At 69.6% G+C, this 12,470-nt stretch carries 10 protein-coding genes; 4 read left to right on the top strand and 6 right to left on the bottom strand.

All coding sequences use genetic code 11. The features are described from left to right. Positions 1–75: 75 nt before the first annotated feature. Positions 76–3,384 carry a PAS domain-containing protein gene (locus tag KIT86_RS21845; protein ID WP_297402318.1) on the bottom strand — a complete coding sequence of 1,103 codons (3,309 nt, stop codon included), beginning with the start codon at positions 3,382–3,384 and terminating at the stop codon, positions 76–78. 124 nt (positions 3,385–3,508) lie between these two features. On the opposite strand from KIT86_RS21845, the gene KIT86_RS21840 reads away from it, so the two are divergent. Further along, positions 3,509–5,401, top strand: coding sequence for an ATP-binding protein (locus KIT86_RS21840; protein WP_297402317.1), 1,893 nt, complete (start codon positions 3,509–3,511; stop codon positions 5,399–5,401). On the opposite strand, the gene rpoN is transcribed toward KIT86_RS21840, so the two are convergent. Both rpoN and KIT86_RS21830 read right to left on the bottom strand, forming a co-directional pair. Continuing rightward, positions 5,398–6,894, bottom strand: coding sequence for an RNA polymerase factor sigma-54 (gene rpoN / locus KIT86_RS21835; protein ID WP_297402314.1), 1,497 nt, complete (start codon positions 6,892–6,894; stop codon positions 5,398–5,400). The two genes, KIT86_RS21840 and rpoN, sit on opposite strands and share 4 nt — an antisense overlap. A gap of 257 nt (positions 6,895–7,151) precedes the next feature. Beyond that, positions 7,152–7,424 carry a GlsB/YeaQ/YmgE family stress response membrane protein gene (locus KIT86_RS21830; RefSeq protein ID WP_297402312.1) on the bottom strand — a complete coding sequence of 91 codons (273 nt, stop codon included), beginning with the start codon at positions 7,422–7,424 and terminating at the stop codon, positions 7,152–7,154. A gap of 158 nt (positions 7,425–7,582) precedes the next feature. On the opposite strand from KIT86_RS21830, the gene KIT86_RS21825 reads away from it, so the two are divergent. The 3 genes from KIT86_RS21825 to KIT86_RS21815 are packed head-to-tail and all read left to right on the top strand — an operon-like array spanning position 7,583 to position 10,072. Next, a complete protein-coding gene (locus KIT86_RS21825; RefSeq protein ID WP_297402310.1) occupies positions 7,583–8,062 on the top strand; it encodes a CBS domain-containing protein in 480 nt (159 codons plus the stop codon). A 10-nt stretch (positions 8,063–8,072) separates the two neighbouring features. Continuing rightward, the gene (locus KIT86_RS21820) at positions 8,073–8,924 is read left to right on the top strand and encodes a YihY/virulence factor BrkB family protein (protein ID WP_297402308.1); all 852 of its coding nucleotides are present in this window, start codon (positions 8,073–8,075) and stop codon (positions 8,922–8,924) included. Next, on the top strand, positions 8,921–10,072 hold the full coding sequence (locus tag KIT86_RS21815) for a putative zinc-binding metallopeptidase (RefSeq protein ID WP_297402306.1): 1,152 nt from the start codon (positions 8,921–8,923) through the stop codon (positions 10,070–10,072). The genes KIT86_RS21820 and KIT86_RS21815 overlap by 4 nt, the downstream gene beginning before the upstream one ends. Here the strand turns inward: KIT86_RS21815 and KIT86_RS21810 are convergent. The 3 genes from KIT86_RS21810 to KIT86_RS21800 form a co-directional block, all read right to left on the bottom strand. Further along, positions 10,063–11,337, bottom strand: a complete 1,275-nt coding sequence (locus KIT86_RS21810) for a sensor histidine kinase (protein WP_297402304.1) — start codon at positions 11,335–11,337, stop codon at positions 10,063–10,065. The genes KIT86_RS21815 and KIT86_RS21810 overlap by 10 nt on opposite strands. Positions 11,338–11,415: 78 nt before the next feature. Continuing rightward, positions 11,416–11,931, bottom strand: a complete 516-nt coding sequence (locus KIT86_RS21805) for an MgtC/SapB family protein (RefSeq protein WP_297402302.1) — start codon at positions 11,929–11,931, stop codon at positions 11,416–11,418. A 5-nt stretch (positions 11,932–11,936) separates the two neighbouring features. Next, complete coding sequence (locus tag KIT86_RS21800) at positions 11,937–12,407, bottom strand: response regulator (RefSeq protein ID WP_297402300.1); 471 nt, start codon at positions 12,405–12,407, stop codon at positions 11,937–11,939. Positions 12,408–12,470 lie beyond the last annotated feature (63 nt).

The following is a 12,470-nucleotide window of genomic DNA, read 5'->3' as shown; positions in this document are numbered from 1 at the left end:
GACAGCACCGCTGACGCGGCCGCCGCCAACACGCCCACCCCCGACGCAGCGAACTGACCCCGCCGCGCCAGGGCTTCAGCCCAGCGGCAGGCGCAGCCAGAAGGTGGCGCCCTCGCCGGGCGCGGATTCGGCCCAGACGCGCCCCCCGTGGCGCTCGACGATGCGCGCCACGATGGCCAGCCCCACGCCCATGCCCGGCACGTTGCTGCCCGTGTGCAGGCGCTGGAACAGGCCGAACAGCTTCTCGGCGTGCGCCATGTCAAAACCCATGCCGTTGTCGCGCACGAAGTACGCGCGCTGAACCGAATCGAAACCCATCGTCAGTTCCGGCTGGGCCAGGTGGCGCGAGTACTTGAGCCCGTTGTCGATCAGGTTGGACAACACCTGCCGCAACAAGGTGGCGTCGCCCATGGCTTGCGGCATGGGCTGGATGTCGATGCGCGCGTGGTTGGTCTGCGGCGAGAGCGTCTCCACCACCGATTGCGCCAGCGCGACCATGTCCACCGGCACCGGTTCGAGGTCCACGCGCACCACGCGCAGCAGCTCCAGCATGTCGGTGATCATCTGGCCCATGTTGCGCGACGAGCGCGCGATGCGCTCGAACATGTCGCGCCCGGTCGGGCTCAGGCGGTCGGCCTCGTCCTCCAGCACGATGGACGCGAAGCCGTTGACCGAACGCAGCGGCGCCCGCAGGTCGTGCGCGATCGAATACGAGATGGCCTCCATGTCGCGCATAGAGCGCTCCAGCTCGGCCGTGCGCGCTCCCACGCGCTGCTCCAGGCTGGCGTTGAGCGCCTTGACCTGCTCCTGCGCCGCCACGCGGTCGGTGATGTCCAGGTGGGTGCCCGACATGAAGGTGGCGCGGTCCTGCGCATCGCGTTTGTGCACCCGCCCGCGCGTGTTGACCCAGATCCAGTGGCCCGCCTTGTGCCGCATGCGGATGTCGCACTCGTAGTACGGCAGGATGCCCGCGATGTGCTGGTCGCGAATCTCGTCGGCCCGTTTCAGGTCGTCCGGATGCACCAGCGCCTCCCAGGTCTCCGCGCGCATGGGCTGCAGCTCCTGCAAGGTGTAGCCCAGCATGTCCGCCCATCGTTCGTTGACCGTGAGGATGTTGTCGGCGATGTTGTTTTCCCAGATGCCCGGCCGGGTGGCCTCCAGCACCCAGGCCAGGCGCTGGCGCTGCTCGCGCAAGGCCTCCTGCGCCTGCATGTAGGAGCTCACGTCGGTGAAGGTGCGCACCAGGCCGCCGTCGGGCAGCATGCGGGTGCGCATCTCCAGCGTGCGGCCATCGCGCGTCTTGCGCCAGTACTTCTCGGGCGAAGGCACCTGTGGCCCGTGCGCGATGTGGCTGTGGGCAATCGGGTCCACCCAGGCCAGGCCGGGGCCGAAGTCGCCGCGCTCGGTCTGGAAGCGCCGCACCTGGTCCATGGTGGGCTGTCCCTGCAGCAAGGCCTCGGGCAGGTCCAGCATGTCGAGCAGGCGGTGGTTGTAGGCGGTGATGCGGTTGTCCGCATCCACCCGGCACAGGCCCTGCTCGATGCTCTCCAGGGTGGCCTGCAGGTCCAGGCTCTTCTCGGTCAGGAGCTCGCCCGTGATTTCCAGTTGCTCGCGGGTGCGGCGGCGCTCGATGTGGTCGCGCCAGGCCAGCACCAGCTGGCGCACCGCGCCCAGCAGCGGCTGCAAAAATTCGATGTCGTCTTCGCTGTAGCCCCCGGGCTGGTTGGCCAGGCCCACCATGGCCACGAGGCGATCGCCCACGGCCAGCGGCACGGCCAGAAAGCAGTCCAACGCCGGATGCCCACCCGGCAGCCCCCCGGCGTGCGGGTGGCTTGCCGGGTGATTGGCGATGAGGGGATCGCCCGTGAGCATGGCGCGCCCGAACAGCGAATCAAGGTTGCGAAACGCCATGCCGTCCTCGGCCTGGCTGGCATACATCAGGCGCGACGCCTCGTCCCAGGCAATGTTGGTGATGGCGCTGGTGCGCAGGTAGGGCGCGCCGGTGTCGCTGTAGAGCACCTCGCCCACGAAGCCGTAGGCGCTGCCGGTGACCGAGAGGAACGCCTGCAGCAGTCCCTCAAAGGCCCTGCGCTTGTCCTCGGCCTCGATGAACACCGACTGGGCGACACGCACCGCCTCGAGCATGCGGTGCTGGCGCTCCAGCTTCTGAGTGGCCAGCCGCGCCTCGGTCACGTCGGTGGAGAAACCGTGCCAGACCACCGCGCCGTCGGCCTCGCGCTGGGGCACGGCCTCCACGTGATGCCAGCGCGTGCCGGCCGAGGGCAGGCACACGCGGTAGGTCTGTCGCCAGATGGTCAGATGCCGCGCCGAGGCGGCCAGCGAGGCGGTCATTGCCGCGCGGTCATCGGGATGCACCCGACGGAACAGCACGTCGGCGTCCCGCTCCAGTTCGGCCGGCTCGATCTCGAGCATGGTGCGCACCATGTCGTTCACATACGAGATCACGCTCTTGCCATCGGCGCGCAGCCGCGCCTGGTACATCATGCCGGGCACCCGGGCCGCGATGTTCTGCAGCAGCTTGAGTTGCTCGGCCAGGCGCTGGCTGGCCTCGCGTTCGGCCGTGATGTCCTGCACCACGCCGAAATCGGTCTGCGGGTTGCCGGCCACACTGGTCTGGCCGATGCGCGTGCGAAACCAGCGCCGCGAGCCATCGGGCAGGTGCCAGCGGAACTCGACCTCTCGCCCGTCCATCGCCTCGCGCGCCGCCAGCCAGGCCGGCAAGTCGTCCGGGTGGATGCCCGAGCGGCCATCGCCGCGCGCGATCAGGTCGCGCGGCTCCAGCCCGGCGATCTCGAACAGGCCCAGCGACCACACCACGCTGTCCGAGTGGGGCGCGTTGGTCCAATGCCCCACGCGCGCGAGCTTTTCGATCGCGGCGTGCAGCTCCACCTGCTGCTGCAGCCCGAGGTTCGCCTCGCGCAGGGCGGCTTCGGTCTGCTGGCGGGCTTGCGTGGCTTCGAATTCGCGCGTGGCTTCGGTGATGTAGACCAGGGCCAGGGGTTCGGGCGGCGCGTCCAGCACCGTGGTGTGCAGGCGAACGCGGTGCAACACGCCGTCGCGCAGGCGCAGGTGCTGCACGGCGTCGGGTGAGGGCAGCTGGTTCACGTAGCGCATGCGCTCGTCCGCGCTGATCCAGTGCCCGAGTTCCACCGTCGTGCGGCCGATCACCTCCTCCCGGCGCTGGCCCGTGAGCGCCAGCCACGCGTCGTTGACCGCCAGCAGGCGCCCATCGCTCAGGCGCGAGACGATGGCGGCCAGCGGCGAGGCCAGAAACAAGGCCTCGAAAGGCAAAGCCGCCTCCGGCTGCGGGGGAAACGCTGCGCGCCCGGCGGAGGACGGGGGTTCGGGGACAGCTTCGGCCATGCGGGCTCGTGAAAGGGTGGAAGGACGGAAACAGGCTCAAATTGTGCCGGACTGGGCCGCTTGCGGTGCGTGAAATTGGCCTGCTAAAGTGGCTTGCTGATCACAACCACGCGCTCCGCAGACCATGAGACCCACCTCGTTGCGCCAGCAGCTCACGCGCGCGGCCATGCTGACCACCGTGCTGGCGATCCTGCTGAGCGCCGGTGCCTTGCTGACCTATGAGCTGATGGTGTACCGCCGCGTGGGCATGGCCGACATGGGCACCCAGGCCGAACTGATCGCGCGCTCCACCGCCCCGGCGCTGCAAGCGAGCGACACCCGGGCGATCTGGGAAAACCTCTACCTGCTGCGCCAACAGCCGCAGATCCGCGCCGCGGCCGTGTACGGGCGCGACGGCGCGCTCATCGCCTCGCACACCGCCACCGCCAAGAACGAGTTGCGCGCCCGCATTCCGCTGGCGTGGGACGCCTGGGGGCCGCGCTTCAGCGGCTCCACGCTGGAGATGGTGCGCCCCATCGAGCACAACGGCGCGCGCATCGGCATGCTCTACCTCAAGGCCGAGCACGGCGTGTGGCAGCGCTTCGTGGACTTCGCGCTGATCGTGCTGGGGGTCAGCGCGGTCAGCCTGCTCGCGGCCTACTACCTGTTCGCCCTGCTGCAGCGCCGCATCACCGCGCCGCTGGAGAAGATGACCCTGGTGGCGCGCGACGTGATCGGCAGCCACGACTGGTCGCTGCGCGCCCCGGCCACCGACTACAAAGACCTGGACGTGCTGGTGGATGCCTTCAACCGCATGCTCTCCGAATGCGAGACCCGCACCACCGAGCTGGAGCGCGAGATGGTCACCCGGCAGGGCGTCGAGCGCGAGTTGCGCCAGGCCGACCGCCAGAAGGACATGTTCCTCGCCACCCTTGCCCACGAGTTGCGCAACCCCCTCTCGCCCATGACCAGCGCGGTGGCCCTGCTGCAGATGCCCACCGTCTCGCCCCAGGCTCGGGAGAAAGCGCTGGCGGTGCTCGAACGCCAGCTCCAGCACATCGTGCGGCTGGTCAACGACCTGCTGGACGCCTCCCGCGTCGCCACCGGCAAGCTGTCGCTCGACACGGCCCCGCTGAACATCGGCGAACTGCTGCACACCGCCGCCGAAGGCGCCCAGGCGCTGGCGCAGCAGCAGGGCCTGCAGCTCCAGCTGCACCTGCCTGACGAGGCCTTGTATGTGAACGGCGATGCGGTTCGGCTCACGCAGGTGTTCTCCAACCTGCTCAACAACGCCTGCCGCTACACGCCACACGGCGGGCGCGTGGACCTCGCGCTCACCTCGGCGGACACCTCCGTCGTGGTGACCGTGACCGACACCGGCATCGGCGTGGAGCCGGCCATGCAGGAACGCATCTTCGACCTGTTCGAACAGGCGGACCAGTCCATGCAGCGCGGCAGCGCCGGCCTGGGCGTGGGCCTGACGCTCTCGCGCCAGATCATCCAGCTGCACGACGGCTCGCTGTCCATGCACAGCGAAGGCCTGCACCGCGGCTCATGCTTCACGGTGCGGCTGCCGCGCCTGCACCCCGGATCCAAGCCGGTCGACGCCGCAGCGGCGACCCTGCCCCACCCGGTGCCGCTGCGCCCGCTGCGCATCCTGGTCGCGGACGACAACGTGGACCTGACCGCAAGCCTGTCGGCCGTGCTGGTCTCGCACGGGCACGAGGTCGAGGTCGTGCACGACGGTGAAGCGGCGGTGCGCGCAGCGCGCGCGCGGGTCCCGGACGTGGCGCTGCTCGACATCGGCATGCCGGGGCTGGACGGCCACCAGGTGGCGCGCGCGTTGCGCGCCGACCCCACCACCCAGGGCATCCACCTCGTGGCCATCACCGGCTGGGGCCGCGACGCCGACCGGGAAGCGGCGCGCCACGCGGGCTTCGACCTGCACCTGCTCAAACCGGTGAACCCCGAGCAATTGCTGCGGCGGCTGAGCGAGGCGCACGAAGCCTTCCGGGCGCCGCCGGCCCAGACCAGCTAGGCCGACACCGCCAGGCCGTCGTGGCGCTTGCGCCGGCCCACGGCCTCGATGCGCAACATCTGGCGGTACTTGGTGACGGTGCGCCGCGCCACGGTCAGGCCCTGGCGGGCGAGCTGTCGCGTGATCTCGGCGTCCGAGAGCGGGCGGTCGCTGGTCTCGGACTCGATGATGTCCTGGATCAGGCCCCGGATCGCCGTGCCCGAACAGGCCTTGCCGTTGGCGCTGACCATCGCGCGCGAGAAGAAGTGCTTGAGCTCATAGACGCCGGTGGGCGTGGCCATGTACTTGTTGTTGGTCACGCGCGAAACCGTCGATTCGTGGATGCCGACCTCTTCGGCGATCTCGCGCAGTCCCAGCGGCTTCATCGCCATGCTGCCGTACTCGAAGAAATGGCGCTGGCGGCGCACGATGGCCTGCGACACGTCCAGGATGGTGGAGAAGCGCTGCTCGACGTTGCGCAGCGTCCAGCGCGCCTCCTGCAGGTGCGCGCCCATCTCGGCATTCTCGGCGCAGCGGTGGCGCTGGAACAGCTGGGCATACACCTCGTTGAGCCGCACCTTGGGCACCACGGCGGCGTTGAGTTGCACGTTCCACGACCCCCGGTCCTTGCGCACGATCACGTCGGGCACGATGTAATTCACCCGCGAGGAGCTCAGGCGCCAGCCTGGCCTGGGGTCCAGGTGGCGGATGCGGTCGCACACCGCCTCGACCTCGCCCACCGAGGCGTCCAGCGCCCGCGCCATCGCTGGCACGTCGCGCGCCGCCAGGCTGTCCATGTGGTCGTTGACGATGGCGCGCGCCATGGCGCGCACGTGGGGGCATTCGATCTCGCCGAGCTGCAGGCTCAGGCATTCCGCCACGTCGCGCGCGGCCACACCCGCTGGCTCCAGCGACTGCACCAGCTTGAGCGCGATCTGCATGTCTTCCAGCGTGGCCGCTGGCACCACATCGGCCACCGCGCACAGCTCGCTCAAGGGCGTGCGCAGATAGCCATCGTCGTCCAGCGACTCGACCACCACGCCGGCCAGCGCACGGTCGCGCGCGCCAAGGGCCATGGTGCCGAGCTGCCCATGCAAATGGGCGTTCAGCGGGGTCTCTTCCATCATGAAATCCAGCGCCGATACGTTGCCATCGCCCGCCTGGCGTTCGGGGGCGGTGCCATCGGCAAGCCACACATCGCTGTCGGACGCCTCGTCTCGGTCGGCATCCATCTCGGCCTGCGCCTGGGCGGGCGTCACCTCATCGGTGTCGCGCGGTCCGTCGTACACCTCGCCATCTTCCTGTCGGTCGTCCATCCCGTCGTCCCGGCCGTCCTCCAGCGCCTCATCTTCCGAGCCCTCCTCCGCTTCGAGAAAGGGATTGCGTCCCAGCACGTCGCGCACGACGATGCCGAAATCCAGCGACGACATCTGCAGCAGCCGCACGGCATGCTGCAGGCGGGGGGACAAGGTCTGGTTCTGGCGCTGCTCGGTGCGGGCGTCCATCTGGATCATGCGGTTCTCCTCCTGGCTTTTTGACAGCGGGCTGGCCGCACCGCGCGACCGCCTCTTCAAGCCTTCATGCAACCCCCGTGCCGCGCCGACCGCGCAGACACAAAAACAAACAAGACCGCCGCCACGAGGCGTGCCTCAAGGGGCACACGGGCCCCCAGAGCAACAACATTCGGACACAGTTGCCCGGAAAGCGGACCGCGCGCGCCCGCGCGCGCCGGCGATTGCGGCAAATTTTGCCGAAAGGCAGCCTGGGGGCTTCAGCGCACCGTGTCGCGCCGGACCAGGTTGATGAGCGCCAGCAGGACGACCGAGCCGATCATCGAGACCAGCAAGGCGCCCACGTTGAAGACCTCGCTGTCCCGGACGTCCACCCCCATCAGGGGCGAGAGGATCCAGCCCCCGATGGCCGCGCCCGCGACGCCCACCACGACATTGAGCGCGATGCCCCTGCGGCCGTCCGGGTGCATGACCACGCTGGTCAGCCAGCCGACGAGGCCGCCGACTGCCAGCCAGAGAATGAAGTTGATCATGAAGGGGCTCCTGGGTCGTTGGTGATGGACGAAGGCATCCATACCCCTGCCCGGCAATCGCCGCGCCCGTTCCATCAGGCACGGCGCCTGCCCTGGCGAAGGCGCTCTCACCGACATGCGGTGAGGGCAACGCCACCAACCGCAGCAGGAGATGCCCGATGAAGCAAGTGAAAGATGTGATGACCAGTGGCGTGCGCACGCTCGGACCGAAGGACACCCTGGTGCTGGCCGCCCAGGCGATGGAAGAGCTCGACGTGGGATCGCTGCCTGTGTGCGATGGCCAGCGCATTCTGGGCATGGTGACCGACCGCGACATCGTGGTGCGCGGCGTGGCCCAGGACCTCGCGCCCGGCAAGACCCGGCTCGAAGACGTCATGAGCGCCCAGGTCGAGTGGGTGTTCGAGGACGAAGGCCTGGCCGAGGTGGCGGCCAAGATGCAGCAGCTGCAGATCCGCCGCCTGCCCGTGCTCGACCGCGACAAGCGCCTGGTGGGCATCCTCTCGCTGGGTGACCTGGCCGCCAAGGGCGACGTGCAGCAGGCTGGCGCCGCGCTGGCCGACATCTCCGAGCCGGCGCGCCCGACCCGCACCGGTCAATCGGCCGCCAGCGGCCCGGCGGGCGGAGGCCAGACGCCTTGAAAGGCACGCGATGATCTATCGCGTCCTCAAGGCCACCGTCGTGAACTGGGTGGACGACGACGCGCCCAGCATGGGCGCGGCCCTCGCCTTCTACACCTTGTTTTCCGTCGCGCCCATCCTGCTGATCGTGATCTCGGTCGCCGGCCTGTGGTTCGGCGAAGCCGCGGCACGCGGCGAGATCTTCGCGCAGCTCTCGCAACTGGTCGGCAGCGACAGCGCGCTCACCATCAACAGCCTGGTGGAGGACGCGAACCGCCCCGCCGCCGGCATCCTGGGCACGGTCGTGGGCCTGGGCGCGCTGCTGATCGGCGCCACCACCGTGTTCGCCGAGTTGCGCAATTCGATGGACCGCATCTGGCGCACCAACACCGAACCCCGCAGCGGCGGCGTGCTGGACCTGCTGCGGGCGCGGCTGGTCTCGCTGGGGCTGGTGCTGGCCATCGGGTTCCTGCTCATGGTCTCGCTGGTGCTCAGCGCGGCCCTGGCGGCGGTGGGCAAATGGGCCGCGCCCTGGCTGGGCCAGCTCGCTCTGCTGGCGGGCGCAGCCGATTTCGCGCTGAGCCTGGCCTTCCTCAGCGTGCTGTTCGCCATGATCTTCAAATGGATGCCGCGCGTGAAGCTGGCCTGGGGCGACGTGTGGATCGGGGCGGTGATCACCGCCGTGCTGCTCACCGTGGGCAAGTCGCTGATCGGCACCTACATCGGCCGCAGCGGTGTCGCCTCGGTCTTCGGCGCCGCCTCCTCGCTGGTCATCTTCCTGCTCTGGGTGTACTACTCCGCGCAGGTGTTCCTGCTGGGCGCGGAGTTCACGCGCGCCTACACCTTGCGTCACACTCCCGCGCAGGAGGACCCCTCACCTTGAACCGCGCCTTCACCTGTGTCTGCGGACAACCGATCTTCTTTCGCAACAGCGTGTGCCTGGGCTGCGGCCGGGCACTGGGCTACGACGCCGCGCGCGGCAAGCTGCTGCCCCTGGAGCCCACCGACGAGCCCGGCTGGTGGCGCAGCAGCGAGACCGGCACGCGCCAGCGCACCTACCGGCGCTGCGACAACCTGTCGTCGGCCGCCGCGTGCAACTGGCTCATCCCGCCCGCCAGGGCGCGCGACAAGACGCCCTCGCTGTGCCTGTGCTGCCGGCTCACCCGCACCCTGCCCGACCTGAACGTGCCCGAACACGCCGGCTGGTGGCACCGCATCGAACAGGCCAAGCGGCGCATGGTCTCCTCGCTGCTGGCCTTGCGCCTGCCCATCGTGCCGCGCAGCGAAGACCCGCAGCGCGGCCTGGCCTTCGACATCCTGGTCTCGCAACCCGGCCTGCCGCCGGTGGTCACCGGCCATGCCGAGGGCGTGATCACCCTGGACGCGGCCGAGGCCGACGACGCCACGCGCGAACACCGGCGCACGTCCTTGCGCGAACCGTACCGCACGCTGCTGGGCCATCTGCGCCACGAATCGGGGCACTACTTCTGGCAGCGACTGGTCGACGGCAAGGAATGGCTGGAGCCGTTTCGCGCCATCTTCGGCGACGAGCGCGCCGACTACGCGCAGGCCTTGCAGAACCACTACCACCACGGCGCGGCGGCCGACTGGAGCTCCCGCCACGTCTCCGCCTATGCCAGCTGCCACCCCTGGGAGGACTGGGCCGAGACCTGGGCGCACTACCTGCACATGCGCGACACGCTGGGCACCGCGCGCGGTTTCGGCATCCGGGGTGACCGGGTGGAGCTGGTGTGCGAGCCCTTCGGCCCCGATGTGCTGAGCGAGGATGGCGCCAGCAGCGGCCCGCTGGACGCGACCGACGAGCAGTTCCTGCTCTGGCTCAACCACTGGCTGCACCTCACCGTGGCCCTCAACGAGATCTCACGCAGCATGGGTGTGGCCGATTTCTACCCCTTCGTGCTCTCGCGCCCCGCCGTGCGCAAGCTGCACCTGGTGCACCGGGTCATCGCCCACCACACGCCGCAGGGCGGCCGGCGGCGCCAGCCGGTCGCCCCGGCGCCTCAGTCGTAGGCGCGCGGAAACATGATCTGGAAGGTGGTGCCCGAGTTGTCGGAATCCACCTGCACCGTGGCGTCGAGCACCTCGCACAGCCGCTTGACGATGGACAGGCCGATGCCCTCGCCGTGCACATAGTGCTCGCCGGACTCCCCGGGCGCAGGCACGCCGGCGTCTTCATCGTGAATGTGTGTGATGTGGTTGGCGTGCGTGTCGGTCACGACCTGCTCCGCATGCTGGGTGGCGACCTCCAACGCGTCCTTGAGCTCCGAGGACTTGGCCTGGTGAATGCCTGGGCCGGTGTCTTTCACGATGAGCTTCCAGCGGTCGGGGTCCTGCGCGCCGCCGTCGGCCCAGGTGACTTCCACTCCCCCGGTGCGCGTGTAGCGGATCGCATTGAGCACCAGGTTCTGCACGATGCGGCGCAGCTTCACCGGATCGGACTGCACCACGAAAGGCGACGGGCCGTCCAGCCGGAAGCTCAGGCCCTTCTGCTGTGCGTGGTCTTCCAGCGCCTCCCAGAGACCGCGCAACGGCGGCACGACGTCGATGGACTCGAGGTTGCGCGTTTCCTGGCCACTTTGAAGCCGTGCCAGGGTGGTCACATCGTCGAGCAGCTTGTGCAGCGCCTGCACGTTGTGGCCCAGCAGGCGCAGGAAGGTCTCCCGGGCCGCCGGATCGGCCTGCCGCGCGCCCAACCCCGCCGTCGCGTTGGTCACCACGCCCAGGTTGCCGCGCAGGTCGTGCGCGGCTTCCTGCCAGAGCACGGCGCGCTGCTGCTCCAGGTGGCGCAGGCCCTCCAGCGCCTGTTCCAGCCCGCGCGCATAGGCGGTGGCCTCCAGCTGCTGCAGCTTGAAGTACTGCGCGGTGCTCGCGCTCACGGCCAGGCTGTAGACCTGCGCCCAGACCGTGCGCCCCATGGCCATCGCGGCCACGGAGTGGCCCGGCGCCATCGCCTCGAGTTCGTTGACCACGCATTCGTTGAGGCGCCCGAGTTCGCGAACCACCTCGGCCAGACCGAAGCCCTGCTGCCAGCGGTGCAGGCCGTGCGCGGCAGCATCGCCCAGGTGGGCCGTTTCCAGGCGCGGGGGGCGCAACTGCTCCTCGAACCCTTCCAGCACGGCGGGAATGTGGTCGTTGAGCTGCGTGTGCGGCAGCGAGGCGCCCGTGGTCAGCGTCGCGTCCGCCGCGACGCACGCGCGCCACGCCCGCAGGATGGCTTCCCGCCGCAGCGTCAGCTCGTCCGCCAGCGCAATCAGTTCTTTTCCATGCAGGGGCATCGATGGGCCTTGAAAATGGGTGTCGACAGCGGCGCCTGGGGCGCGCGCGTCATTCTGCACCCGAACGCCACCGCCCGTTCAATGTCCCCCGCCTGATGGGGGGTCGGCGTCCTTCTCCCGCCGGATCGATCGACCCAGGCGGCGCAGCCAGACCAGCACCAGCAGGATGAAGCCTGTGGCCAGCAAGGCCGTGCCCGTGAGCCCCAGGCCGGCGGCCACGCCCACCGCGGCCGTTGCCCAGATGGAGGCGGCGGTGGTCAGGCCGTGGATGCGGCCCTCGTCCTGGTCCTTGAGCACCGCGCCCGCGCCCAGAAAGCCGATGCCCGAGACCAGGCCCTGCACCACGCGGCTGAGCTGCTCCTCGTTCATGCCGGCTTCCAGGGGCAGCAGCACGAACATGGCCGCCCCCAGCGCCACCAGCATGTGGGTGCGCAGCCCGGCCTCGGCCACGCGGCGCTCGCGGTCCCAGCCGATGGCCGCGCCCAGGAGCAAGGCCTCGCCCATGCGCCAGGTGGCGCGCGTGATGCGCTCGACGTCGGCGAGGTCGCCGAACTCCGCCTGCACCGTGGTCCAGATGGTCTGCAGCACGGACATGGCGATCAGCCTTGCGTCGGGCTGGAAGGCGACGCAGCGGCGCCCGCGTCCCGCCATTGGGCGAGGCTGCCCATGAGCTCGCCCAGGGGAATGGGCTTGGTGAAATAGAGGTCGAACCCGGCGGCCATCGAAAGCGCCCGGTCTTCCTGCTTCGCGCGGCCGGTCACGGCAACAATCATCATGCGCTGCTCCGGCATGGCATCGCGCAGGCAGCGCGCCACCGTGTTGCCGTCCATGCCGGGCATGCCAATGTCGAGGATGCAGACGTCCGGGCGCAGGCGCTGTGCCATCTCCAGCGCTTCCCGTCCGTCGTTGGCGATCTGCACGGTATGGCCATCCACCTCCATCAGGAGTGCCAGCGACTCGGCGGCGTCGCGGTTGTCATCCGCAACCAGCAGCCGCAGGCCGCTGCCCGCAGGCGATGAGTGGGGCTCGTAAGCGCAGGGCTGGCCCGCTGAGCTGGTCTGGAGAACCATTCTTTTTTTCCATGGGTTGTCGGATAAGACCTACACGGGGCAAACGGCGTGCCCGCCCCGGCG

Origin of the sequence: Hydrogenophaga sp. (genome assembly GCF_026125825.1) — a bacterium.
GTDB lineage: Bacteria > Pseudomonadota > Gammaproteobacteria > Burkholderiales > Burkholderiaceae_C > Hydrogenophaga.
The sequence above is the reverse complement of the archived record's forward strand: the minus strand, read 5'-3'. Positions and strand labels throughout refer to the sequence as shown.

Excerpts from the sequence above, each read along its gene's own strand:
- KIT86_RS21830 (WP_297402312.1), bottom strand. The coding sequence starts at position 7,424 with ATGATCAACTTCATTCTCTGGCTGGCAGTCGGCGGCCTCGTCGGCTGG.
- KIT86_RS21805 (WP_297402302.1), bottom strand. The coding sequence starts at position 11,931 with ATGTCCGTGCTGCAGACCATCTGGACCACGGTGCAGGCGGAGTTCGGC.
- KIT86_RS21810 (WP_297402304.1), bottom strand. The coding sequence starts at position 11,337 with ATGCCCCTGCATGGAAAAGAACTGATTGCGCTGGCGGACGAGCTGACG.
- KIT86_RS21825 (WP_297402310.1), top strand. The coding sequence starts at position 7,583 with ATGAAGCAAGTGAAAGATGTGATGACCAGTGGCGTGCGCACGCTCGGA.
- KIT86_RS21840 (WP_297402317.1), top strand. The coding sequence starts at position 3,509 with ATGAGACCCACCTCGTTGCGCCAGCAGCTCACGCGCGCGGCCATGCTG.
- KIT86_RS21800 (WP_297402300.1), bottom strand. The coding sequence starts at position 12,407 with ATGGTTCTCCAGACCAGCTCAGCGGGCCAGCCCTGCGCTTACGAGCCC.
- KIT86_RS21845 (WP_297402318.1), bottom strand. The coding sequence starts at position 3,384 with ATGGCCGAAGCTGTCCCCGAACCCCCGTCCTCCGCCGGGCGCGCAGCG.
- KIT86_RS21820 (WP_297402308.1), top strand. The coding sequence starts at position 8,073 with ATGATCTATCGCGTCCTCAAGGCCACCGTCGTGAACTGGGTGGACGAC.
- rpoN (WP_297402314.1), bottom strand. The coding sequence starts at position 6,894 with ATGATCCAGATGGACGCCCGCACCGAGCAGCGCCAGAACCAGACCTTG.